Source organism: Halobacillus sp. ABR2_026, from assembly GCF_056158545.1.
This window is the reverse complement of the sequence record NZ_JBSWTM010000001.1, coordinates 1,614,225-1,638,039: the sequence shown is the minus strand read 5'-3', so window position 1 is coordinate 1,638,039 and position 23,815 is coordinate 1,614,225. Positions and strand designations below refer to the sequence as shown.

Annotated in this window: 21 protein-coding genes; 8 read left to right on the top strand and 13 right to left on the bottom strand. The window is 43.8% G+C overall.

Going from position 1 to position 23,815, the window contains the following annotated elements; all coding sequences use genetic code 11:
• Positions 1–960 (bottom strand): NAD(P)H-dependent flavin oxidoreductase, encoded by a 960-nt coding sequence (locus tag ACXADE_RS08480; RefSeq protein ID WP_474980044.1) that lies wholly within the window; start codon positions 958–960, stop codon positions 1–3.
• Between the two features lie 124 nt (positions 961–1,084).
• Between ACXADE_RS08480 and ACXADE_RS08475 the strand changes: the two genes are divergently transcribed.
• Positions 1,085–2,554 carry an aminotransferase class I/II-fold pyridoxal phosphate-dependent enzyme gene (locus tag ACXADE_RS08475; protein ID WP_474980043.1) on the top strand — a complete coding sequence of 490 codons (1,470 nt, stop codon included), beginning with the start codon at positions 1,085–1,087 and terminating at the stop codon, positions 2,552–2,554.
• 173 nt (positions 2,555–2,727) lie between these two features.
• Here the strand turns inward: ACXADE_RS08475 and ACXADE_RS08470 are convergent, their stop codons facing one another.
• Both ACXADE_RS08470 and ACXADE_RS08465 read right to left on the bottom strand, forming a co-directional pair.
• The gene (locus ACXADE_RS08470; protein WP_474980042.1) at positions 2,728–2,841 is read right to left on the bottom strand and encodes a GapA-binding peptide SR1P; all 114 of its coding nucleotides are present in this window, start codon (positions 2,839–2,841) and stop codon (positions 2,728–2,730) included.
• 193 nt (positions 2,842–3,034) lie between these two features.
• On the bottom strand, positions 3,035–3,886 hold the full coding sequence (locus tag ACXADE_RS08465) for a polysaccharide deacetylase family protein (RefSeq protein ID WP_474980041.1): 852 nt from the start codon (positions 3,884–3,886) through the stop codon (positions 3,035–3,037).
• Positions 3,887–4,023: 137 nt separating this feature from the next.
• Here ACXADE_RS08465 and ACXADE_RS08460 point away from each other — a divergent pair, with 137 nt between their 5' ends.
• The 4 genes from ACXADE_RS08460 to ACXADE_RS08445 all read left to right on the top strand — a co-directional run bounded on the left by ACXADE_RS08460 (position 4,024) and on the right by ACXADE_RS08445 (position 8,556).
• Positions 4,024–5,100 carry an FUSC family protein gene (locus ACXADE_RS08460; RefSeq protein ID WP_474980040.1) on the top strand — a complete coding sequence of 359 codons (1,077 nt, stop codon included), beginning with the start codon at positions 4,024–4,026 and terminating at the stop codon, positions 5,098–5,100.
• Between the two features lie 37 nt (positions 5,101–5,137).
• Entirely contained in the window at positions 5,138–6,673 is a 1,536-nt protein-coding gene (locus tag ACXADE_RS08455; RefSeq protein ID WP_474980039.1) for a glycine betaine uptake BCCT transporter, read from the top strand.
• Positions 6,674–6,777: 104 nt separating this feature from the next.
• Positions 6,778–7,937 (top strand): IS3 family transposase gene (locus ACXADE_RS08450; RefSeq protein ID WP_474980038.1). Its coding sequence is split into 2 segments (ribosomal slippage): positions 6,778–7,057 and positions 7,057–7,937, totalling 1,161 coding nucleotides; the frame shifts between segments, so codons are not numbered across the junction.
• Positions 7,938–8,181: 244 nt separating this feature from the next.
• On the top strand, positions 8,182–8,556 hold the full coding sequence (locus ACXADE_RS08445) for a hypothetical protein (protein WP_474980037.1): 375 nt from the start codon (positions 8,182–8,184) through the stop codon (positions 8,554–8,556).
• Positions 8,557–8,693: 137 nt separating this feature from the next.
• Here the strand turns inward: ACXADE_RS08445 and lpdA are convergent, their stop codons facing one another.
• The 5 genes from lpdA to ACXADE_RS08420 form a co-directional block, all read right to left on the bottom strand.
• A complete protein-coding gene (gene lpdA / locus ACXADE_RS08440; protein ID WP_474980036.1) occupies positions 8,694–10,103 on the bottom strand; it encodes a dihydrolipoyl dehydrogenase in 1,410 nt (469 codons plus the stop codon).
• Positions 10,104–10,106: 3 nt separating this feature from the next.
• Positions 10,107–11,405 (bottom strand): dihydrolipoamide acetyltransferase family protein, encoded by a 1,299-nt coding sequence (locus ACXADE_RS08435; RefSeq protein WP_474980035.1) that lies wholly within the window; start codon positions 11,403–11,405, stop codon positions 10,107–10,109.
• Between the two features lie 28 nt (positions 11,406–11,433).
• Entirely contained in the window at positions 11,434–12,411 is a 978-nt protein-coding gene (locus tag ACXADE_RS08430) for an alpha-ketoacid dehydrogenase subunit beta (RefSeq protein WP_474980034.1), read from the bottom strand.
• 3 nt (positions 12,412–12,414) lie between these two features.
• On the bottom strand, positions 12,415–13,497 hold the full coding sequence (pdhA, locus tag ACXADE_RS08425) for a pyruvate dehydrogenase (acetyl-transferring) E1 component subunit alpha (RefSeq protein ID WP_474982216.1): 1,083 nt from the start codon (positions 13,495–13,497) through the stop codon (positions 12,415–12,417).
• Between the two features lie 478 nt (positions 13,498–13,975).
• Positions 13,976–14,662 (bottom strand): YkyA family protein, encoded by a 687-nt coding sequence (locus ACXADE_RS08420; protein ID WP_474980033.1) that lies wholly within the window; start codon positions 14,660–14,662, stop codon positions 13,976–13,978.
• A gap of 226 nt (positions 14,663–14,888) precedes the next feature.
• Between ACXADE_RS08420 and def the strand changes: the two genes are divergently transcribed.
• On the top strand, positions 14,889–15,443 hold the full coding sequence (def, locus tag ACXADE_RS08415; protein ID WP_474980032.1) for a peptide deformylase: 555 nt from the start codon (positions 14,889–14,891) through the stop codon (positions 15,441–15,443).
• A 1,191-nt stretch (positions 15,444–16,634) separates the two neighbouring features.
• Here the strand turns inward: def and ACXADE_RS08410 are convergent.
• Positions 16,635–17,411, bottom strand: coding sequence for a Cof-type HAD-IIB family hydrolase (locus tag ACXADE_RS08410; RefSeq protein WP_474980031.1), 777 nt, complete (start codon positions 17,409–17,411; stop codon positions 16,635–16,637).
• Between the two features lie 437 nt (positions 17,412–17,848).
• On the opposite strand from ACXADE_RS08410, the gene ACXADE_RS08405 reads away from it, so the two are divergent.
• A complete protein-coding gene (locus ACXADE_RS08405) occupies positions 17,849–18,058 on the top strand; it encodes a DNA-dependent RNA polymerase subunit epsilon (RefSeq protein WP_474980030.1) in 210 nt (69 codons plus the stop codon).
• 3 nt (positions 18,059–18,061) lie between these two features.
• Positions 18,062–19,732 carry a ribonuclease J1 gene (rnjA, locus tag ACXADE_RS08400; protein ID WP_474980029.1) on the top strand — a complete coding sequence of 557 codons (1,671 nt, stop codon included), beginning with the start codon at positions 18,062–18,064 and terminating at the stop codon, positions 19,730–19,732.
• Positions 19,733–19,774: 42 nt separating this feature from the next.
• On the opposite strand, the gene ACXADE_RS08395 is transcribed toward rnjA, so the two are convergent.
• The 4 genes from ACXADE_RS08395 to ACXADE_RS08380 form a co-directional block, all read right to left on the bottom strand.
• Entirely contained in the window at positions 19,775–21,496 is a 1,722-nt protein-coding gene (locus ACXADE_RS08395) for a pyruvate oxidase (protein WP_474980028.1), read from the bottom strand.
• A gap of 136 nt (positions 21,497–21,632) precedes the next feature.
• A complete protein-coding gene (locus tag ACXADE_RS08390) occupies positions 21,633–22,952 on the bottom strand; it encodes a hypothetical protein (RefSeq protein WP_474980027.1) in 1,320 nt (439 codons plus the stop codon).
• 20 nt (positions 22,953–22,972) lie between these two features.
• A complete protein-coding gene (locus ACXADE_RS08385; RefSeq protein WP_474980026.1) occupies positions 22,973–23,245 on the bottom strand; it encodes a hypothetical protein in 273 nt (90 codons plus the stop codon).
• Positions 23,238–23,795 (bottom strand): hypothetical protein, encoded by a 558-nt coding sequence (locus tag ACXADE_RS08380; RefSeq protein WP_474980025.1) that lies wholly within the window; start codon positions 23,793–23,795, stop codon positions 23,238–23,240. The genes ACXADE_RS08385 and ACXADE_RS08380 overlap by 8 nt, the downstream gene beginning before the upstream one ends.
• Positions 23,796–23,815 lie beyond the last annotated feature (20 nt).

Sequence of the window (23,815 nt, the reverse complement as noted above, 5' to 3'; positions counted from 1 at the left end):
TTATCCTTTCCACCGGTTGCGTATGGCTTCTGCCTCAGAAATCATTCGCTTGAATAATCCGTCAACGGTTGGAACATCTGTAATTCTGGATGCGACTTGACCAGCCCACCCGAATCCGCTTTTCTGTTGTCCTTCATAAATGAACGTTTTATTCGCATGCCCATTAATATAGTCTTTCAACCCTTCATAACCGACTTGAGCTTCTTCCAATTCCAAAATACGCGTTGTCCAATCGTTTTTCAAGGCACGCGCAGGGGCTTTCAGGCTCCTCTTTATGACTGTCGTTGAAGTTTCGTCTGCCTGAATCAATGCTTGTAAATAAGCAGGATGGGCATGGACACACTCTTTCGTCGCTATAAAGCGTGTCCCCATTTCCACGCCTTCCGCTCCTAAAGCAAGAGCAGCCATCAAACCTCGACCGTCGCCGATCCCTCCGGAAGCTATGACAGGAATATTGACAGCATCAACGACCTGAGGAGTAAGCACGAAGGTCCCGACGTCATCCCGGCCGAGATGGCCGCCCCCTTCATGACCAACGACCATAACAGCGTCAGCTCCCAGCTGTTCCGCTTTCACTGCCTGCCTCCGTGCAGCAACAAGGACGAGTGTTTTAATGCCGCTCCCTTTCAATTGTTCCAAGACTGGAGCGGGGTTGCCTCCTGTAACGGATACTACAGGGACTTGTTCATTCACGGCCACCTGAACCATATCTCTAAATGGTCTGCCGTGCTGGCCGATCGCGAAGTTCACACCAAACGGGCGGGCGGTCCGACTCCTTACTTTTCTAATCTCTTCTTTCAATTCCTCGGCGTTTTCCATACTCATGGCCGTCAATTGCCCAAGACCTCCCGCTTCAGAAACTGCGGCTGCCAAATCTGAATAAGCGAGGTGGGCAAGTCCTCCTTGAATAATCGGGTATGTAATATCCAGTGCTTCTGTAATCCGAGTTTTCCATTCCACTTGAATCCCTCCCTATGTTTCATTTTAGCATGATTGGAAAAAGGATACACAAAAGACTAGAAAGCGAGCGGTGAACCTGCTATAATTCATTTGCTTTTCTAAAATAAAGAGGTGGAAACACATAATGAATCAACAAGAAACTCCCCTGTTTACAGGGTTAAAAAAACATAGAAACCGTAAACCGACCCAATTCCATATTCCAGGACATAAAGGCGGGAAAGGGATGGATGAAGAATTTCGTTCCTTCATAGGTGAGCAGGCCCTTTCCATCGATTTGATCAATATTGAGCCATTGGATGACCTGCATCATCCACAAGGGATGATCAAACAGGCACAGGACTTAGCAGCAGAAGCATTTGGGGCTGATTATACTTTTTTCTCCGTACAGGGTACTTCAGGGGCAATCATGACGATGATCATGAGTGTCTGCCATCCAGGAGATAAAATCATCGTACCAAGAAATGTCCATAAATCCGTTACGACAGCGATTATTTTTTCCGGAGCGAAACCTGTGTTCATCCATCCGGAGCTGGATGACCGGTTCGGCATTTCCCACGGCATAACATCAGATGCCGTCCAAAAAGCTTGCGATGCTCATCCCGATGCCAAAGGGTTGCTCGTCATCAATCCAACCTATTTTGGTGTTTCAGCCGACTTGAAAAAAATCGTAGACATTGCACACAGCTACGAGATTCCTGTTCTCGTTGACGAAGCCCATGGAGTTCATATCCATTTCCATGAGCGCCTGCCTATCTCCGCGATGGAAGCAGGTGCCGACTTGGCTGCTACAAGTGTCCATAAACTGGGAGGGTCCCTGACCCAAAGCTCCGTTCTGAATTTACGCGAAGGTCTCGTTTCCCATGAGAGGGTTCAGGCAATATTATCTATGCTTCACACAACATCCACCTCCTACCTTCTGTTAGCTAGTCTGGATGCTGCACGCAGGCATCTGGCCATCCATGGTAGAGAATTAATGGAAAGAACGCTCCTTCTTGCCGACCAGGCCAGACGAAGATTGAATGACGTTCCTTGCATCTACTGCCCCGGAAGCGAAATCTTAACGAGTGATGCCACTGTGGATTTCGACCCGACAAAATTGATCATTTCCGTTAAAAAACTGGGTTTGTCCGGATATGACGTGGAAGTTTGGTTAAGAGAACAAGCAAACATCGAAGTGGAACTATCTGATTTGTATAACATTTTATGTATCGTCACCCCTGGCGATCGGGAAGAAGATATCGATAAGCTGATCACAGCTTTAGAGAAACTTTCCGAAGAGCACACAGACAGACAAGAAAAAGCAAACATTCGAGTAAAGGTTCCCGATATTCCGGTACTCGCTCTTTCTCCGAGAGAAGCCTTCTACTCATCGACAGAAACGATTATGCTGAATGAAGCGGTCGGAAGGATCAGCGCCGAATTCGTGATGGTATATCCTCCTGGCATCCCTATTTTCATACCAGGAGAGATCATCACACAGGAAAACATTGATTATATACACGATAACGTCGAAGCCGGTCTCCCTGTTCAGGGCCCGGAAGATGATACACTAGAAACGATTCAAGTCATACGTGAACAACGTGCATTCAAATAAAAAGAAGCCTTGTCCGGGCTTCATTTTTTGCGAGTCTCTCCTCTATTGGCGCGTGAGGATTTCCTCGGACCGGAAATCCTCACCCCAAAAAAAAGAACCAGGTCATTGACCTGGTTCTTTTTCTTTATGCTTCCTTCACAGGAAGGATGCCCCCGTTTAACAGAGCGTTCTATTTATTTATCTTTCGGTTTATTGCATGTAGGACACGTGCTGTAAAGAGTAGAAACCTTCTCATTTTCGTAGTGCTCAATTACCTTTTGACAGTCTTGACATACGATTGTACCCATCTACATCCACTCCCTGTTTTGTAATCGTTTTCAACGTAATTTTATTCTAATATGGCACAATCCAAAAATCAAGCCCAAAAGTATAACTTTTTTAAAATTATGTCATACTAATAAATTACCTTCCTACTAGGGTATGACCTTCTTTTCTTTTTCAGTACAAAAAAATCACCCCTTTAAGGAGTGATTTTTTATGTCAGGGCGTTTGAATCAAAGCTGGGTCCAATAGTTCATACCCTTTATCTCGCAGCCCATCGACAATCGAACCCAATGCATCATTGGTCCATTCGCGATCATGCATAAGTAAGTTCGCCCCGTTATTTAATAAGGGTGTGTTTACCATTATATCTGCCAATGCGTCAGCATTCTGATAATCACTTTCCCAATCATAGCCGTAAGTCCAATTCATAACGAGCATCCCTTCTTCTTCAGCCAGCTGCCTGGAATAGTCGGTGTTTTGTCCGAATGGTGCTCGGAAGAAGACGGGGCGTTCACCAATAATTTCTTCGATCTTATCATTTAATCCTACGATTTCTTCTCGCTGCTCATCTTCACTGATACTTGTTAAATCTGCATGTGACTGTGTATGATTCCCGATGGGAAAGCCCATATCATGAATTTCTTTCAAACGTTCTTGTTCCTCCGGCGTATCAATAAAATGGGCATTAACAAAAAAGATGGCTGGTGCTTCTTTTTCTTTTAAGGTTTTTGCCATTTCCACTCCATGCTGATCTGGAGCATCGTCAATCGTAATGAGCGCGACTTTTGGATTCGCATCTGCAATTGGCTGGAAAGACCAATTAGCCGTTAATTCATATTGAGGATCCAAATTTTTTGCTGCCTCTTCTGATTCTTCAGGTGTTACAGTCTCTGTTTTTTCCTGTTCCTCAACATCCTCTCCTTCTTTGTCCTGCTCATCCTTCACATCGTCTGTCTGCTCACTCTCGACCTCTTCTGCGTTATTGTTCTCTACTTCTTCACTGTCTGCTCCTCCGCAAGCTGAAAGCAGACCAATGAGAATAATCCATAGAAATGTCCATTTTTTCAAGATGACCCCTCCACTGTTATGTATTTCCACTTTCTTCATTATAAAAGATTATTCTACATTTTATCTATCGTTTTCGGGTAAAATATTATATAATGTTTTATCGTGGTCTCATGACTTTCTACATATGGGTGATTAAAATGCTACATTCTTTGAAAAAATTCAAATTTTTAGGTGGCCGGACTCTAAAAACGGGGATTTCTGTCTTTTTGACTGCATTGATTTGCGGTTTTTTTAATTTACCCATCATTTTTGCGGTCATCACAGCCATCGTTACGATTGAACACACGGCTGCAGATTCGATAAAAAAAGCAGCCGTCCGTTTCCCAGCTTCAGCCATCGGGGCTTTGCTTGCTACAACGTTCTATGGGCTGTTGGGCAAAGGAGCTTTGACCTTTGCACTCGTAGCCATGGTGACGATCGCCGTTTGTCATAAGTTGAAACTGGATGATGGAATTCTGGTCGCTACCATAACGGCTACAGCCATGATTCCAGATTTCCAAGATCAATATGTGGTTTCATTTCTCACGAGGTTGGGTACAACCTCCATTGGGATCATCATCTCAACTTTTGTGAATTTTTTCCTTTTGCCACCGAATTATTCGCCTATGATTTACAAAAACATTAACGGTTTGTATAATCATGCTGGTCTGCTTTTAAAACGAATAATTCTTGAGGGTATGGCAGATTCTAAAGAGAAAACTCGTGCTATTCAGAGGTCTTACCGGCAATTGACAGCACATCTTGAAAAAACGCATCAACTCTCTCAATATCAACGGGAAGAGTGGAAGTACCATCGCCACTCGCAGGAAGAGATGGTCGCTTTCCAGCTTTCCCAGCGGAAACTGGCAGCTTTCCAACAAATCGCCTATCATCTCGGGAACCTGCAGTATGTCCAGACGAAATCCTCAGATTATACGGATGAGGAAAAAGAGCTTCTGCTGGCCCTAACAGAGGAATTCTCCAATGTATTGAGTGACCCTACGCATACCATCAATGAAACTCAATTTGAGATGGTGAATAAACTGGATGATGCCTTTTGGAAATGGAAAGAGGACCATGTCATTAAGCAGACCGGTTACAGGCACCATCTACCGCCGCAGACGATCCTGATCTATGAGTTGCTATGTTTTCACGACGTGTTGGAAGAATTGCAAAATTTGTCAAAAAAACAGGAGCAGCTGGTGAAAAAATGCTATTTGCCCGATCAGTGTTAGCGGTAAAACAAAATCATACTTAGGAGGGAAGTCAGTAATGAAACAAGTAACGAAAGTATTCTACATTTCAGTTGTCGTTGCACTTTTATTCATTGCATGGGGAATCATCCCTGAATCGACATTACCAACTTGGAACTTATCTAATGTAACTTCAACCATTCAAGGTTTCCTAACCGATAAATTCGGATGGTTCTACTTATTGTCAGCTACTGGATTCTTAATTTTTGCTATCTTCTTGGTTTTCTCTAAATATGGAAAATTGAAGCTCGGGAAACCGGATGACGAACCGGAGTACCCTTACATCACTTGGTTTGCTATGCTCTTCAGTGCAGGTATGGGAATCGGACTTGTCTTCTGGGGCGCAGCAGAACCATTGTCCCACTTCCACACGCCGCCAATTCCAGGTCAGGAATCCATGAGTGAGGAAGCCGCTCAGTCAGCTATGAAGTATACGTTCTTCCACTGGGGTCTTCACCCGTGGGCGATCTACGCTGTGTTGGCTCTTGCACTTGCTTACTTCAAGTTCAGAAAAGATGCACCAGGGGTCATCAGTGCCGCTCTTACGCCTGTACTTGGTGAGAAAAGGGTCAAAGGCCCTCTAGGTACGCTGATCGATTTCATCGCTGTCTTTGCAACGATTTTCGGTGTTGCCACTTCCCTTGGTCTTGGTGCCCTGCAAATCTCTAGTGGACTTGCTTTCACTATAGACGGGTTGGAAGATACATTCACGCTGCAATTAGTAATTATTGCGGTCGTAACCGTGTTGTTTATGGTTTCAGCAATGACTGGACTGAACAAGGGAATCAAATATTTGAGTAATACGAACGTAGTTCTTGCGATCGTTTTGATGGTATTCATGCTGTTTGCCGGTCCAACCAACTTCATCATGGATTATTTCACAACGACATTCGGGTCTTATGTACGTGATCTTCCTTACATGAGCTTCCGTCTGACACCATTTGCTGAAGACAATTCCTGGGTACAGGGATGGACGATTTTCTACTGGGCATGGTGGATTTCCTGGGCTCCATTCGTAGGGACATTTATCGCCCGCGTCTCCCGTGGCCGTACAATCCGTGAGTTTATTCTCGGTGTCCTTCTCGTGCCGACTATATTCGGTGCCCTATGGTTCTCCGTGTTCGGTGGAACTGCCATATCTCTTGAGTATTTCGACGGTGTTGACATTTATTCTGATGTCAGTGAATTAGGAACAGAAGTAGCCTTGTTCTCCATGATGGAAAACATCCCGATGGGTGCGATCATGTCTGTCATCGGACTGCTACTGATCAGTACGTTCTTCGTAACATCTGCCGATTCGGCTACATTCGTTCTAGGTATGCAGACGACAAACGGCAGCTTGAATCCTAGAAACCAGGTGAAATTCACATGGGGGATCATCCAAGCCGGTGCTGCCGCTGTATTATTGTGGCAGGGTGGTTTAGGTGCCCTTCAGACAGCAGCCATTATTGCTGCTTTCCCGTTCACCTTTATCATGATTCTGATCTGCTTCTCCTTGTTAAAGACCTTCCAGGATGAAGCCAAAAAAGTTGATTTGAAGAAGAAATCGAAATAATGAACGTTAAAAGCCCCCAGCAAACTAGAGTGACCTAATAAAATGAGACTTAATAAAACACCTTCAAAGTTGTAATACTACTTACACTTGGAGGTGTTTTTCTTATGGGTAAAAAAATTCATTATCCAAAAGAAGTTAAGAAGAAAGTTGTTCAATTAAAGTTAGAGGGAAACCATTCAAACCAGGAGTTGATGGATATGTTTGGAATTAAGAATAAGTCTCAAATTAAAACTTGGATGAAATGGTTTAGAAACGGGGAGAACCACCGTTTCGCTCAACCTATAGGAAAACAATATTCGAATGGGTTAGGTCCGAAAGATGAGAATGAAGTTACGTTGTTGAAGAAGAAAGTTGCTTATTATGAAATGAGAGAGGAATTGTTGGGAAAATATCAGGAAATCGAAAGGAAGTGGTTCCAGAAGTATTCATCCAAGTCGTAGAAGCTTTTAAGCATAAGTACAAGATCAAAGCTATTTGCGAGTGTTTCGGTGTAGCTAAAGCCACCTATTATCGTTGGCGGGGAAAGGAATGGGGACCAACGGTGTTAGAGAAAAAGATCATTGAGACTTGTGAAGGTTTAAAGTTTCGAATAGGTCACCGTATGGTCCGAGATCTTTTACGTAAAGAACATCAAATAAAGGTGAATCGAAACACGGTTCAAAGAATTATGCAGAAATATCATGTTCAATGTCGTGTGAAACCGAAGAGACAGTCTTATATTGCCGGGGAAAGCAAGATTGTTGTACCCAATTATTTAGAACGAAATTTTGATGCTACTAAACCTAATGAAAAGTGGGTGACAGATATTACCTACCTTCCTTATGGAGAGAAGATGTTATATTTATCAACGATTATGGACTTGTACAATAATGAAATTCTCGCTTATTCCATTAGTGACAATCAAGAGAAATCATTAGTATTGGATACGTTGAAGAAAGCTTGCGAAGGACGTGATGTGTATGAAGTGATCCTTAATAGTGATCAAGGGTCACAGTACACGTCTTATGAATTTCAGGAAGAGACTAAAAAAAGAGGCATTATCACAAGCATGTCCCGGCGGGGAAACTGCTTTGATAATGCCGTCATCGAATCCTTCCACTCCATATTAAAATCGGAAGAATTCAACCCTCTAGATCGAGGGAAGTTAGATAACCATACAGTACGTGAAAAAGTAGAAACGTACATGTATTACTACAATTATTGTCGACCATTTAAAAAACTAAACTGCCAAACTCCAATTGAATTCAGAGTAATGGCAGCCTAGGTGTTTTATTGAGTCTTATTTAACTGTGTCACTCCAAACACGCTGGGGGCTTTTTATCACGGTATGAAGTTAAGGAACGTTGGTCTTTCTCCTCTATTTACACTCTCCCTGAGCTGTTTTACACAAAATAACACAATACAACACTAGCCTATCATTTCAATGACAAAACGATAACATCTGCAAACGGTCATCTATTCCCTGATACACTGAAAAAGGATAAATACACAAGGGAGTGGGCCTGATCATGTTAACTCGTAACATCCTACCTTTCTTCGCCATCATCCTCCTTGCAGGGTGTATTCAAAAAGGTGAAACCATCCAAGTTCTCACAGCTTCACCTGCAGATTATGATTTATACTTATACTCTGAAGCCGATCAGGAATCATCGGCACAGGATTACCTCAGTGCATTACTTGATTGGAAATTAAACCACCATGACGGTGCGGAATTGCAATTCGAGCAAACTGAAAAAGACATAAGCGAACTCAATCTTCCTGAGGAAGAACTCCCCGTCCTAGTTGTAAAGGAAAAAGGAAGAACAGTTACCACCATATCAGGAGATAACCCACAAGAGAAAATATTGCTAACCCTTGAAAATAACATCGCCATGGCAAAATAATAGGATTTCCCTTTCCTATCACGGGAGGTTTTTATGCCTTTTGAAAGCTCCCCTTATACAAAAGAACCCATGATATAGATAGAAGATAAAAAAAGCCTGACAGACTCTCTAAGAGACTGTCAGGCTTTTTCATTCGTTTACTTAACAATGTGGATAGGTTGATCAATAGCAACTTCAGCTGCTTCCATTGTAATCTCACCAAGTGTAGGGTGAGCGTGGATGGTAAGCGCCAAGTCCTCCGCTGTCATGCCGGACTCGATAGCCAAGCCTAGCTCAGCGATCATGTCACTAGCATTTGCACCAGCGATCTGGGCACCAATCACCAGTCCGTCTTCTTTACGTGTCACAAGTTTCAGGAAGCCTTCGTTTTCGTTAAGGGAAAGCGCACGGCCGTTTGCTGCAAACGGGAATTTAGAAGCTTTCACATCATAACCAGCATCTTTTGCTTCCTGCTCTGTGTAACCGACAGAGGCTAATTCTGGATCAGAGAAGACTACAGCTGGAATTCCTAGATAGTCGATCTCAGATTTCTCACCAGAAATCGCTTCAGCAGCGATTTTACCTTCATAAGAAGCTTTGTGAGCAAGTGGAGGTCCTTCGACGATATCACCGATTGCATAAATGTTATCAATGCTTGTACGGCACTGTTTATCAATTTCGATGATTCCTTTATCTGTCATCTTGATTCCTAGATCTTCAAGGCCAAGTTCGTCAGTGTTCGGACGACGACCAACCGTTACTAGTACGTAATCAGCATCGATGGATTTCTCTTCACCTTTTGATTCATACTTAACGGTAACGCCATTTTCTGTCTCTTCAACACCTTGTGCCATTGCTTCTGTTACGATCTCAACGCCTTTTTTCTTCAGACGCTTCTTAACGATGGAAGACATTTGCTTCTCAAAGCCGCCAAGAATGTCTTTTGTTCCTTCAAGAATCGTTACTTCTGTTCCGAAGTTAGCATAGGCTGTACCAAGTTCAGTTCCAATGTAACCGCCACCGATGACAACCATTTTTTCAGGAATCTCCTCTAGGTTCAGGGCTCCTGTGGAGTCAAGAACACGATCAGAGAATTTGAAGGATGGAATCTCAATCGGACGGGAACCTGTAGCTATGATACAGTTGTTGAACGTGTATGTTTGAGAGTTTTTCTCATCCATGACACGGACTGTGTTTTTATCTACGAAGTAAACTTCGCCTTTGACGATGTCTACTTTGTTTCCTTTAAGAAGACCTTCAACACCGCCAGTCAGTTTGTTGACGACGCCGCCTTTCCACTCTTGTACTTTAGAAAAGTCGACGGTTGTGTTTTCTGACTTGATTCCCATGTCTTCAGCGCCTTGAGCGTGTTCGTAACGGTGACCTGCCTGGATTAATGCTTTGGAAGGAACACAGCCGACGTTCAAACAAACGCCACCAAGGTTGCCTTTGTCGACAATGGTTACATTTTGACCGGATTGTGCAGCACGGATGGCGGCAACATAACCGCCAGGACCCGCACCGACAACTAACGTATCTAGTTCAATTGGGAAATCTCCTACTACCATACTTTACGCCTCCATCATGATTAGTTGTGGATCGTTCAGTAAACGCTTGATGTTGTTCATTGCATGCTGAGCTGTTGCACCGTCGATAATACGGTGGTCGAAGCTTAGGGAAATCGCTAGAACTGGAGCTACTACAACTTCACCATCGCGTACGATTGGCTTATCTGCAATACGTCCGATACCAAGGATCGCCACTTCTGGGTGGTTGATGACCGGTGTGAACCACTGGCCACCAGCAGATCCGATATTCGTAATTGTAGTGGAAGCACCTTTCATTTCTTCAGATGATAGTTTACCGTCACGAGCTTTCACAGCTAGTTCGTTGATTTCGCTTGAGATTGAGAAGACAGACTTGCGGTCTGCGTCTTTAACGACTGGAACCATTAGGCCTTTCTCAGTATCAGCAGCGATACCAATATTATAATAGTGTTTCTGAATAATTTCATCCGTATTGTCGTCAATTGACGTATTAAGAACAGGATATTTCTTCAGAGTAGATACAAGAGACTTCACAACATATGGAAGGTAAGTCAACTTGATGTCCTGCTCAGCTGCAACAGCTTTGAACTTCTTACGGTGAGCCACTAGTTCAGATACATCCACTTCGTCCATCAACGTTACGTGAGGAGCTGTGTGTTTGGAGTTCACCATAGCTTTGGAGATCGCTTTACGGATTCCGCTCATCTTCTCACGAGTTTCTGGGTAAGCTTCACCTGCAGCTGGAGCTGCCTGTTGTGTAGAAGCTGCTTCCTCCTGCTTCTCTTCAGCCGGAGCTTCTGTCGCTGCTTCCGCTTGTCCGCCGTTCATGAAGCTTTCAATATCTTCTTTAAGAACACGGCCGTTTTTACCGGATCCTTGAACTTTACGGATGTCGACATCGTTATCACGAGCGAATTTACGCACAGAAGGCATCGCTACAACACGGCGGTCTTCGTCAACGTCACCATCGTTTGCAGATGCAGCAGGTTGTTCAGCTTTTTCTTCTTTACTTTCTTCTTTAGGTGCTTCCTCTTTTTCTTCTTTCGGCTCTTCTTTCGGCTCTTCAGAAGCAGGAGCATCTTCAGATCCATCATCAATGGTGATAATGACGGTACCTACTGTCGTCGTTTCACCTTCATCTACGTGGATGTCTTTGACCGTTCCATCCACTTGGGAAGGGATTTCTACTACAGCTTTATCGTTTTGCACTTCACAAAGTACATCGTCTTCTTTAACTTCGTCGCCAGGCTTGACGAACCACTTCGCAATTTCACCTTCGTGGATACCTTCACCGATATCAGGCAATTTAAATTCGAATGCCACGGTTATTCCCTCCTAGTATTAGAGATGATTAAAAGTTCATAACGTCGTTGACTTTTTCAACGATCGTGTTGTGATTTGGCAACCATACTTCTTCTGCTTGAGTGAATGCATAGACCGTGTCAGGTGCATTTACACGCAATACTGGTGCTTCAAGGTGAAGGATGGCTTTTTCTTGAATTTCAGAAACAACGTTCGCTGCAATCCCAGCCTGCTTTTGAGCTTCCTGGACTACGACCGCACGGTTTGTTTTCTTAACGGATTCAAGAATGGTTTCATAATCGACTGGAGATACAGTACGAAGGTCGATGACTTCAGCACTGATTCCGTCTTTTTCAAGCTCTTCTGCAGCTTTAAGAGAAGAATGTACCATTGCACCATAAGCGATTAGGGTTACATCTGTACCTTCACGCTTAACAGCTGCTTTATCAAGATCCACAGTATATTCCTCTTCAGGCACTTCGTCACGGAATGAACGGTAAAGCTTCATGTGTTCAAGGAAAATAACAGGATCATTATTACGGATGGAAGAGATCAATAGACCTTTCGCATCATATGGGTTAGATGGAATGACGACACGAAGACCAGGCTGTTGAGCCATTAGACCTTCAAGGCTGTCCGCGTGAAGTTCTGGTGTGTGGACACCGCCACCGAATGGAGAACGAACAGTAATCGGCATCGGACGGGTACCACCTGAACGGTAACGGTAACGAGCCATTTGGCCACTGATGGCGTCCATAACTTCGTATACGAAACCGAAGAACTGGATTTCTGGTACTGGGCGGAATCCTGTAAGGGCAAGTCCGATGGACATTCCGCCGATTCCGGATTCAGCTAGTGGTGTATCGAAAACACGATCTTCGCCGAATTCTTTTTGAAGACCTTCAGTCGCACGGAAAACTCCGCCGTTCTGACCAACGTCTTCACCAAATACCAGCACGTTTTCATCATTTTTAAGTTCTGTGCGCATCGCGTCTGTGATGGCTTGGATCATTGTCATTTGTGCCATGATTTACTTCGACTCCTTTTCCTTGTATTCTTCCATCTGCTCTTTCAAGTTAGAAGGAAGTTCCTCATGCATGATACCGATCAGATCAGTAACACTTTGTTTTGGAGTATTGTCAGCTTCTTTCACTGCTGCTTTAATTTCTTCTTTTGTTTTTTCGATCAATTCGTTTTCTTCCTCTTCAGACCAAAGCCCTTTCGCTTCAAGGAACTTACGGAAACGAACGATCGGATCTTTTTTCTCCCACTCGTTGTCTTCATCTTCCGTACGGTAACGAGTCGGATCGTCTCCGGCCATTGTGTGTGGGCCATAACGATAAGTAAGTGTCTCGATCAATGTCGGACCTTCACCGCTTACGGCGCGCTCACGTGCATCTTTTGTTGCCGCGTAAACAGCTAGAACGTCCATACCATCAACCTGGATGCCTTCAATTCCGGCAGCTACTGCTTTTTGAGCGATGGTTTGCGCTGCAGACTGCTTTTCTACAGGTACAGAAATCGCAAAACGGTTGTTTTGTACAACGAAAATCGCTTGTGCGCCGAATGCACCAGCAAAGTTAATTCCTTCGTAGAAGTCACCTTGGGATGCTCCGCCGTCACCAGTGTATGTGATGGCTACAGCATTTTCACCGCGTTTTTTATATCCAAGACCAACACCGGCTGTTTGCGTGATCTGCGCACCGATGATGATTTGTGGGCTCACTGCGTTAACACCTTCAGGCATTTGGTTTCCTTTATGGTGTCCACGGGAGAACAGGAATGCTTGGTAAAGTGGAAGACCGTGCCAGATCAACTGTGGTACATCACGGTATCCCGGAAGAATAAAGTCAGCTTTCTCCAATGCAAATTGGCTTCCAAGCTGAGATGCTTCCTGTCCTGCAGTTGGAGCGTAGAAACCAAGACGTCCCTGGCGGTTAAGCGCGATGGAACGCTGGTCAAGAATACGCGTATAAACCATACGGCGCATAATTTCTTTAAGATCTTCATCAGATAGGTCAGGCATAAAATCTTCGTTTACGATTTCGCCTTCTTCGTTAAGGATTTGAAACGTTTCGAACTGATTTTCAATGTTCTCAAGAGTTCGTTTCAAAGTCATTCACCCTTTCCTTTCGTATTTTAAAATGGATGCTGTGAGTAGCTTTCCCAATTATGAAAAAAAACTGTACCGATTTGCTCTTTACGTTTTACCCTGAACACTTCTGGATTAATCATTCAAGGGCTTGTATAGAAACTGTTACATTCTCAAAACAAGATTCAATGGTACAATGTCAATCCATTATGTAGTTTAGCTCAAATCGTCATCATTCGTCAATCACTTCGCTACATAATATCTACACATAGTCATAGAGGCTTCTGGCAGCAGTCGAAAAATGACTTATTTTGTCATTCGCAAGCCCAACACTGTATCATTACAAAATTAAGCCTGTATTAATTTTACGTTTTTTCGGCTTAACAATCAAATGAATGGATTGCACCTGGACAGACTTCACAACCTTCCATTGTCCACACATGCCTCATCGTTTTCATATAAAAAAGCCGCGGCGTAATCATCGCCCGCGGCTTTTCCTTTATTCTTCTGATGTGGAGGATTCTGATTGTTCCTCGTAAGTCACATCAAGTTCCAACGCCTCGTAAAGTTCTTTCTTTAACGCGTTGTATTCTTCCGTATGTTTATTGAACGTATCATTATGTTCGATCACTTCATTATATTTTTCATTAATCTGATCAATTTGTTCTTGAAGTTGTTCTTCCGTCAAATCCTCGTTCTGCATCATTTCATACAATTCCGCATCGAGCGTCAAAGCTTCATCGTAAGCTTTGTACAAATTCTGATACGTATCGTAACGAGCGTTCATAGTCTCGATCAATTGGCCAGCTTTTTCGGCAGCATCCGCATTTTCTTCATCAAGATCTTCTACTAATGGCTCAACCTTATCGAACTCTTCTTTCGCTGCATCAATGCTCTCTTTTTCAAGTTCGAGCTTTTCTCTGCGATCTTCTACAATAGAAGCCGCCTGCTGGGATTTTTCTTTGATTTCATCGAATTGATCCATGTTCAAGTTGATGATTTCTTCATATAGTTTTTGTTCCTCTGTCTCAAGATCCACCATCGGCTGCTGTTGTTCACGGAAAGCATCTTCTAATGTGACCGCTTTTTCAAGATGATCATAAATCTGTTCTTCTGCTGACTGACCTGTGCAGGCAGACAAAAATACTGCGACGGCCAGGAGCACTATTAGCTTATGTACTCGCACACCTTTTCCCCCTCGAATTCCTTGAAACCTTATTGTAATCTAAACGTATCTACAATAGTATAATAAATGGTATCAAATTGAAAGGTTCTTTTTCACATATGTTACCATAAACACAGCCGGTAAGATCCCGGATGATAGAGCTCTTTTACCGTATTTTTATAAAAACAAACCTATAATGAATAGAGCTTATTTTGAAAATGTATAGTCTGAAAGGATGTTGTTTTTTATGATTACAATGGAAGATATTGTTCGCGAAGGCCACCCCGCCTTACGTGAAGTGACAGAGGAAGTCTCTCTTCCCCCTTCTAAGGAAGACAAAGAGACCTTAGAAGCGATGGTGCAGTATTTGAAGAACAGCCAGGATGAACTGGTGTGCAATCGTTATGGACTTCGTCCGGGCGTAGGTTTGGCTGCACCGCAGATCAACGTTAACAAGCGGATGCTGGCTGTACATTTCACGGATATGAAGGATAAGTTGTACAGTTATGGGTTGTTCAATCCCCGGATCGTCAGCCATTCTGTAGAAAAGACTTATCTTACGACAGGCGAAGGCTGCCTGTCTGTAGATCGCGAAGTGCCGGGCTATGTTCCGCGTTATCGTCGTATAACAGTAAAAGGGACCGATCTCGAAGGCAATGAGGTGAAACTGCGCCTGCGTGACTATGCGGCTATTGTCTTCCAACATGAAATTGATCACCTTAACGGGGTCATGTTTTATGATCATATCGACCAGGAGAATCCTTTCAAAGAACCTGAAAACGCCACCCCTGCCGACCGATAAAACCCAAAAAAGCTCCACCGTCATCAAACGGTGGAGCTTTTTTAATTAGACGAAGTTTTTAAATCGTAGGCTCTGTTAAAGTTCAGAGTTGATATTTGCATCAACGGATGGAAGGGACCATGAATGATAGGATGGTAAAAGGGAATTTATTTCCAAGTGTCGAAACCTTTAAATGATCTACTTTCAGGATCCAACCATTGAATCTTGTTGGATTATGATTTCGAAACGGAGTCTTAATCTGAATGGCAGGATTGTTGAAGGCTCCGTTTCGAGATGGTTCGGGGTTCGTTATCGTGTTGAGTGCCAGGGGTGGCTGGGAAGCTACTCGCTTTCCGGTGGGGGAGTGCCGAGCTTCCTCGGGCTACGCCCTGCGGGATCTCGCCGATCTCCTTTCTCCCACGGGAGTCTCCCAGCTTCCCAACCACCCCATTCGATCATGCGAGAAACGAACCCCTTTACCAACGTTGGATGGTCTTCCATTCCCCCGGTTGTTGTAAGCATAAAACGCTATGTATCAAGTTTTCCGGGTTCAAGCCCCTCGGATTGGGCGTATGATCCTTATTATCTCACCAACTAGAATAGCTGATGATTCATGAAGGGGTTTGAGACTTAAGGGGCGGAGGGGGATGGCGAGACTCCTATCTAAAGTGTGCAGGCGCCTCGTTCAGCGGCGTATGGACTGGACTGAGCTGGAGGAGATAAAGGAAACACGAAGAACGAAGGGATTCGATGTTGACTTATCGTACAGAAGCGAGAGAAGTCTCACTAGCCGCTAGGCGCAGAAACCGGATATCTACGAGGAAAAGAGTGCTGGGTGAGACCCCGCAAGGCGTAAGCCTGAGGAGACTCACCGCGCTCCCCGGAAAGCGAGTCATCCCCCGCAGCCCCTAACTCCCACACAAACATCTCGAAGCTGAGTCTTCAAGAAAAGGAAGTTTTCGTTGAATGAGCCAACTATAAAATAAGAAACTTCCTTAAAATGGAAGTTTCTTATTTGCAGTGATATCAACACTAAACTTTAACAGAGCCAAATCGTAAGAGATAAAGGATCAAAACGTCAGCGAGTGACGTGACCTCAGAGGGCGTAAGTTTGAGCTGGCTCCCCCCGCTCCCACGGAAAGCAGGTCATTTCAAGCAGTTCCGACACATTCATCGCAACCACTTGAAATCACCATTGTACTATCCTTCCTATTACTTCAACAAGCCAAGTTCATAAACCGCATGGGAGAGGCCGTCTTCACCTACATCTTTGGTTACGAAATCACTGACTGCCTTTGTTTCAGGAACAGCATTGCCCATAGCCACTCCTGTGCCTACTTCCCTAATCATCTCAATATCGTTCAACCCATCACCAAACGCATACGTATCTTCCATTTTTAAACCGGCAGCTTCGATTAATTTCTTGATCCCCTCTGCTTTTGAACCTCCTTTAGGAAGAACATCGCATGAAACCGGGTGCCAGCGGATGTAATCGAAAGAATCGTAACCTTCCCGATATTCTTCGATTTCATCTCCTTCACAGAAAAGCAGCGACTGATAAATTTTCCTTCCCTTGAAAAAGGAGGCATCTGCTCTCGGGTGATCGATATAGAGAGTGCCGAGGCTTTCCTCGATGTGATCATGATCAGGAACTGAAGCTTTCATTTCTTCATGATTCATGAAAACCATAGGATGATTATTCTGTTCTGCGTGTTTGTGTAGTCGTTCTAAATCCGGTTCAGATAAAGGATTCGTGTAAATCTCCTCTCCTTCAAAAACAACATACTGACCGTTGAAACTGACAAAGGAATCGATTCCAAGCTCTTCTCTCAATTTCTTATACATAAAAGGTGCGCGTCCCGTAGCAATTGCACAATAGACACCTTCCTCCTGAAGTTTCTTTATGACGGCTTTCGTTGGTTCGGGGAGATTCTTATCGTGATCCAACAGTGTTCCATCAATATCAAAAAAGGCTATTTTCTTAGTCATAGTACTGATCCTCCTCGGCATGATCGTCCAATTTTCATTATGTATCATATCTTACCCTATTCTTTGGCTATACTGTAGCATGAGTGGATAGGTTTGAGAAGAAAAACACACGATATATACAAAATCTAATATGTAAATGTTTCATTCTTCCACAAACCGTATTATACTAGAGATAACAGGGATTGGGCGGTTTAACGTTTTTATGTTTTCTTCATCAGTACGAAAGGGGATAGATGCACATGATGAAGCGTCTACGAAGGAAGCTTAGAAAACGTTGGAAAGATTTCATGAAACGAAAAACATACGCGTAAACCATTGTTTAATGGGTGTACCGAGCACCCGCACCACCATTATCATTCCCATACATGAAACAAACGTGCTATGATGATGACAGGACAAGAATGTGGAAATTATATCTAGTTAGGAGCGATAGAGTAATGATATTTAAAGTACTTTATCAGGAACTTGCGAGTGAAGTTCCTGTCCGTGAACGTACAGACAGCATGTACGTGGAAGCGGAGACAGAACGACAAGTTCGTGAAAAATTAAAAAATGAAGGATTCAACATTGAATATATCCAGGTGCTTGATGAGGATCATCTGGAATATGAAAAGCAATCCGAAGATTTCAACGTGGAGAATTTTTAACCGATGAAATTCGTGAAAAATGACCAGACAGCCGTATTCGCCCTGGGCGGACTCGGTGAAATCGGTAAAAACACGTACGGAGTACAATTCCAAGACGAAATCATCCTCATTGACGCTGGTATCAAATTCCCGGAAGACGAGCTGCTCGGTATCGACTATGTTATTCCGGATTATACGTACCTCGTCCAAAATCAAGACAAAATCAAAGGCCTGTTCATTACGCACGGCCACGAAGACCACATCGGAGGCATCCCATACCTGCTGCGTGAAATCAACATTCCGATTTATGCGGGTAAATTGGCGCTCGGCCTCATCCGTAACAAGTTGGATGAGCACGGCCTTCTGCGGAATGCGAAACTGAACCCGATTCAGGAGGACGATGTAATCAAGTTCCGTAAAACATCTGTATCCTTCTTCCGTACGACACACAGTATCCCTGATTCCTACGGAGTCGTCGTTAAGACTCCTCCAGGTAATGTCGTACATACAGGGGACTTCAAATTCGACTTTACCCCTGTAGGAGAGCCAGCTGATCTTGCTAAAATGGCTGAAATCGGTAAAGAAGGTGTACTTGCCCTTTTATCTGATAGTACGAATGCGGAAGTTCCTGGTTTCACGAAATCAGAACGTGTCGTAGGACAAAGCATCGATGACATCTTCACGCGTATGGATGATGGTCGATTGATCTTTGCTACGTTCGCCTCTAACATTCACCGGCTTCAACAAGTGGTGGAATCTGCTGTTAAGAACGGTCGTAAAGTGGCTGTATTCGGCCGCAGTATGGAATCTTCCATTCGAATCGGTCAGGAACTTGGATATATCCGTGCCCCTAAGGATACGTTCATTGATGCCCAGCAAATCAATCGACTTCCAGCTAATGAAGTCGTCATCCTTTGTACGGGATCACAAGGTGAACCTATGGCTGCCCTGTCACGTATTGCCAACGGTACTCACCGTCAAATCCAAATTCAACCAGGCGACACCGTCGTGTTCTCTTCTTCCCCAATCCCTGGAAACACAATCAGTGTCAGCCGTACCATTAATAAACTCTACCGCGCCGGTGCCGATGTCATCCACGGCCCATTGAATGACATCCACACATCTGGACACGGTAGCCAGGAAGAAATGAAGCTGATGCTTCGTTTAATCCAGCCGAAATTCTTCATGCCGATTCACGGGGAATACCGTATGCTGAAAGAGCATACGAAGCTAAGCCATGATTGTGGCGTCGAACCTGAGAACTGCTTCGTCATGGATAATGGCGACGTATTGGCTCTTGGCAAGGACGAGGCAAGCGTTGCCGGCAAAATCCCTTCAGGTTCTGTCTATGTGGACGGAAGTGGAATCGGAGATATCGGAAACATCGTGCTTCGCGATCGTCGTATTCTTTCCGAAGAAGGTCTAGTCATCGTCGTCGTAAGCATCAACATGAAAGAATTCAAAATCGCATCAGGTCCAGATATCATCTCCCGCGGTTTCGTTTATATGAGAGAATCTGAAGACTTGATCAAAGAAGCTCAAAATCTCGTCAGCTCCCACGTTGAAAAAGTGATGGAGCGTCGAACAACTCAATGGTCTGAGATCAAAAATGAAATTACAGATACCATTGCTCCATTCTTGTTTGAAAAGACAAAACGTCGTCCGATGATTTTGCCAATCATTATGGAAGTGTGAGCATAAATAATCCCCGCTGGAATTCCAGCGGGGATTTCTTTTTTATGTCAGTCGTTTCAATGCTTTTTTCATGTCAGGTAAGTCCAGGTTTCCTGACTCGAAAAATTCTTTCACGATATACTTGGAAAAATTCACAGCAGACTGATAATCAATTTTCCCAGGGAGTGGCGCCTGATCTTCAATGACGACATCAATCAACACAGGTTTTTCAGAAACAAAGGCCTGTTTCATTTTTGTAGAGAGTTCCTCATACGACTCTATACGATAACCTTCTCCTCCACAAGCTTCCGCAAACTTAGCGAAGTCCACTTCCCCTAAGTTCGTAGCATAATTCAAATGCCCCATCTGTTCTTGTTCGTACTTAATCATTCCGATTTTACTATTGTTCAGCACTATCATCTTGATAGGCAGGTCATTTTTGACGGCGGTCACAAAATCATGCATCACCATGGAGAATCCACCGTCCCCTGAAACTCCAATGACTTGTTGATCCGGATATGCTTTTTTCGCTGCAATCGCACCAGGCAGGCCACTTCCCATTGTTGCAAGCCACCCGGATAAAACAAACTTCTGGTTCACCAGGTGTAAAAAGCGGGAAAGCCAGACGGTTACGTTCCCCACATCTCCAGAAATAATGGCTCCTGGCTCCATATGTTTTTCAAGTTCATACATCACTTGTGGTGCGTGTAACGGATTCTCCGCAGATCGTTTCTCTTCCTGCAGAGCAATTCTCCAGTCATTCATTTTTTCCTGATAATACTCAAGGTACTCTCGCTTTTCGACCGGAGCAGTGAGCTTCGTCAAAGCGGCAAGCGTCTCTTTACTATCCCCAGCCAGTCCGACTTCAATAGGATAATACTTGCCAAGGTTTTCAGGTTTATTGTCGATTTGAATGGCGACAACATCTTCAGGTAGGAAATCACGGTATGGAAACTGGGTTCCTACTAAAATCAATAGATCCGTTTCCTTCATCGCATGGTAAGCAGGCTTCGTTCCGATTTGACCATGCTGTCCAAGGCAATACGGATGGTTATCCGGAATGACCCCTTTTGCAAGCAGACTTAAAATGATCGGAGCTTTAATCGCCTCTGCAAAATCGATCAGTTCATTCGGGGCATTTCTCGTTCCCTGTCCGGCAAGAATGATCGGCTTCTCAGCTTTCTCAATCAGCTGTCTTGCTTTATTCAATTGATCCTGCGAAGGGAATATTTCCGGCCTGTAATAATCTCCTGATGTCAGCCGGATGTCATCCGTCTGTTTCGTTGCAAATAAATCATCAGGTACGATCAAGACGGAGACCCCTTTATGGGCGTACGCCTCTTTGATGGCTTGATCAAGAAGATCAGGAAGCTGCGCTGCAGACTCTGCCCGCCGGTTGAAAACCGAGACATCATCGAACATTCTTTCCAAGTTGATTTCCTGGAAAGCCCCCGTTCCCACTTCTTCACTATGCACTTGTCCTACAATCGCAAGTACTGGGGCGCTGTCTGCTTTCGCATCATACAATCCGTTCAATAAATGCACGGCTCCCGGCCCGGCAATCGCTGTCGTTACACCGATTTTCCCTGTCAATTTCGCGTAAGCTGCTGCTGATAGCGCGCCGGTTTCCTCATGGCGGACTTGAACGAATTCAATCTCTTCCTGCCGTTTTCTCAGATCATCAATGAATTCGTTGATTGAATCTCCCGGCATTCCGTATATGTGATCGACACCCCATTGAATCAATTGTTGTGTCATAACCTCTCCTGTTCGTTTACTGAACATCTTCCTCATCCTTTCGTGCTGCTTAAATGATCGTCTATAACCTTTCTTATTTCCTTTTAAGGCTTTTCTTAAACAACCCATCAAAGGAAGAAAAACAGAAAAAGCCCTCCGACGGAATATCGAAAGGCTTTCTGTATCATTCATCCTCTTGTTTAGCTTCCAAGTCGAGGATTTCGTTACCTAATTGTTCTATTTTCTGTTCAAGGGATTTCATGAAAACAATCTTTGAATCGAGCTCCTCTTCATATTCAAACGTCTGGCCAAGGATGTTCTTCATTTGTTCATCGAGAAGGACTGACATGTCGCGGGAGGAACCTTCTGACTCTTCAGAAAATGCTTCCTTGTACTTCGCATTTTGCTTCACCAAAGCTGCTTTTTCACTCTCCAACTTCTTCTTTTGTTCTTCCCAATCGGTCTTTAGGGTCTGCCATCGTTCGTGTTCCTGTTCATAAGCCTTAATGTTTGCAAGGACCTGTTCTTTTTCAGCTTTCAATCGGGTAAGCATCTGCACGTTTGCTTTTTCCTGCTCGACCAGTCTGCTTTTCTCAGCCTGCAATTTTTGGACGGTTTCCTGGAGAACCGGCAATTTTTCTCCCATTTCAACGCTTGTGGCTGTTCGTTTTTCCAACTCTTCCTTCATACATTTCATTTCTTTTTGCAGCTGAGCTTTTTCCCCAAGCGAGTTCTTTAAACGAGAAGCCTGGGATTCATTTTTAGAACGAAGTTTATTTTCTTCTCTTTCTTTTTCATTTAAAAGCTGCTCCAGGGCGCGGACTTTTTGTTCCCCATCCTCTTGCTGACTCTTTAACTCCCGGCATGTTTGTTCAGCTTGTTCCAACGACTCTATATAAGTCCCGCATTCCTTTTCTTTTTTCGACCGCAAGGCATCGGCTTCCTCAAATTTCCGTTTCCAATCGTCCCTCTCACTTCTCATTTGTTGTCTTTCCTTTATGAGTACATCATTTTGGTTGGATAAATCTGCAATACGGGCAGCATTCGCTGAGGCCTTTTCCTCGTAATCCTGGACAGAAGAATTAAACTGGATCTTCAAGTCATTGCATTCCTTCTCCTTTTTCTGAAGCCGGTATTCAGCATTCGCCCCTTCTTTTTTTGCGGAAGCAAGATGCTGAGTCAGATCACTCACATTCATTTGATAGCGTTCGGCTTTCTCCTTCCACACCGCGGCTTCTTCCTGAAGAGCTTCCTGACGCTTCCGGCTGCTCGTCAGCTGTGTTTCCAACCCCTGGACCCTTCGGTGGGCTTCTTCTGTCGCTGCTCCTTTCCCTTTCATCAATTCCTCTTTTTCTTCTAAAAGCTCGGCGTTCTCTTTTTTTAATTTAGTGAGTAAGGCATAGTGGTAATTCTCCTGATAGTCCTTTACCTTCTCTTTATACTTAGCAAGTTCAGACTTAAAATGAATGATTTTTTGTTGAAGAACAATTGTATCTTTCTCCATATTCATTCCTCCCATCTGTTCTAGTTCCCCAGCAAATCAAGGATTTCCTTCATCTCTCTTTCATGGTCCTCCATTAAAGCTTTCCAGTCTTCATCATCCGTTTGAACATCTGCTGCCGATCTTCCAGATTCATCTTTATGCATGAGCAGGATCATCAGTAACATTTGCAAAGTGTCCCCTTCTAAACATACGAAACTTTGAGTGTCTTTCCCTGCTTTCGTCCCTGCCAACTGCCGCTCCATCCATTGTTTGATATACTTTTTCATTAGGATTTGAAGTTCTTGATCAGCCACCTTGGTCCTCCTCCCCGGCTATATTCATTCCGCTAAAACTGATCTGATTTAAGGAAGGGATGCCTGTTTCAAAACCATCGCCATAGGTGAACCCCTTGAACGTCTCTGCATAATCCTTTTGCGGCGACCACTTTAATTGAAAATTCGAAAAAGACATCGATTGCCCTGGCTCCAGGACCGTTGTTCCTACTGGTCTCAGCCAAAATTCATCCTTTACCGTACTTTCATTCAACCTTTCCCAGGCGCCGGGTCTATTGATTTTTCTTGATGGGTCCTTGTAGAGGTACTTTCCAGAAAAGTGAAGAATCGAATTTCCCTTCATTTTTAAACAGATATAGGGATTATGGAATGGTTCCTTTCCCATGTTTTCCAAATGATAATTTCCAATAATCATGCTTTCCATTGCTGGATTGTGAGAGAAATGCATGGAGTATGTAAAATAGCTATAAACATTGGAGGTCTTAAACTGCATCATTTTCTCGATTTTACTTTTTATTTCCTGGGTATACTGTTCATATTTTTTCTTCCATGCAACCATTTCCTCATTCATTTCCATCACCTCCTACAACT